Origin of the sequence: Luteolibacter flavescens (assembly GCF_025950085.1) — a bacterium.
Taxonomy (GTDB): domain Bacteria; phylum Verrucomicrobiota; class Verrucomicrobiia; order Verrucomicrobiales; family Akkermansiaceae; genus Haloferula; species Haloferula flavescens.
In genome coordinates this window covers 1-1,096 of record NZ_JAPDDS010000063.1, presented here as the reverse complement: position 1 = coordinate 1,096, position 1,096 = coordinate 1, and the positions used below count along the sequence as shown (strand labels likewise).

Here is a 1,096-nt window from a genome sequence, read left to right as displayed (position 1 = left end):
GCTAGGTCTAGAGGGAAGTTGTGAGCATTACGTTCGTGCATTACTTCCATACCAAGATTAGCACGGTTGATGATATCAGCCCAAGTATTAATAACGCGACCTTGGCTATCAACTACAGATTGGTTGAAATTGAATCCGTTTAGATTGAAAGCCATAGTACTAATACCTAAAGCAGTGAACCAAATCCCTACTACAGGCCAAGCAGCCAAGAAGAAGTGTAAAGAACGAGAGTTGTTAAAACTAGCATATTGGAAGATTAATCGGCCAAAATAACCATGAGCGGCCACAATATTATAAGTTTCTTCCTCTTGACCAAATCTGTAACCCTCATTAGCAGATTCGTTTTCAGTGGTTTCCCTGATCAAACTAGAGGTTACCAAGGAACCATGCATAGCACTGAATAGGGAACCGCCGAATACACCAGCTACACCTAACATGTGAAATGGATGCATAAGGATGTTATGCTCTGCCTGGAATACAATCATAAAGTTGAAAGTACCAGATATTCCTAAAGGCATACCATCAGAGAAACTTCCTTGACCAATAGGGTAAATCAAGAAAACAGCAGTAGCAGCTGCAACAGGAGCTGAATATGCAACAGCAATCCAAGGACGCATACCCAGACGGAAACTCAGTTCCCACTCACGACCCATATAACAAGCTACACCAAGTAAGAAGTGTAGAACAATTAGCTCATAAGGACCACCATTGTATAACCACTCATCAACAGATGCAGCTTCCCAAATTGGGTAAAAGTGCAATCCGATCGCCGCAGAAGTAGGAATAATGGCACCAGAGATAATATTGTTTCCGTAAAGTAAAGAACCAGAAACAGGCTCACGAATACCATCAATATCTACTGGAGGGGCAGCGATGAAGGCGATAATAAATACAGAAGTTGCGGTCAATAAGGTAGGGATCATCAAAACACCGAACCATCCGATGTAAAGACGGTTTTCGGTGCTAGTTATCCAGTTGCAGAAGCGACCCCACAGGCTTGTACTTTCGCGTCTCTCTAAAATTGCAGTCATGGTAAGATCTTGGTTTATTCAAATTGCAAGGACTCCCAAGCACACGTATTAACTAGAAAGATAAT

1 protein-coding gene is annotated in these 1,096 nt (G+C 42.1%); it reads right to left on the bottom strand.

Features of this window, described 5'->3' with window-relative positions; genetic code table 11:
- The coding region (gene psbA, locus OKA04_RS25010; RefSeq protein ID WP_264503866.1) for a photosystem II q(b) protein at positions 1-1,031 on the bottom strand (1,031 nt) is incomplete at its 3' end.
- Positions 1,032-1,096 lie beyond the last annotated feature (65 nt).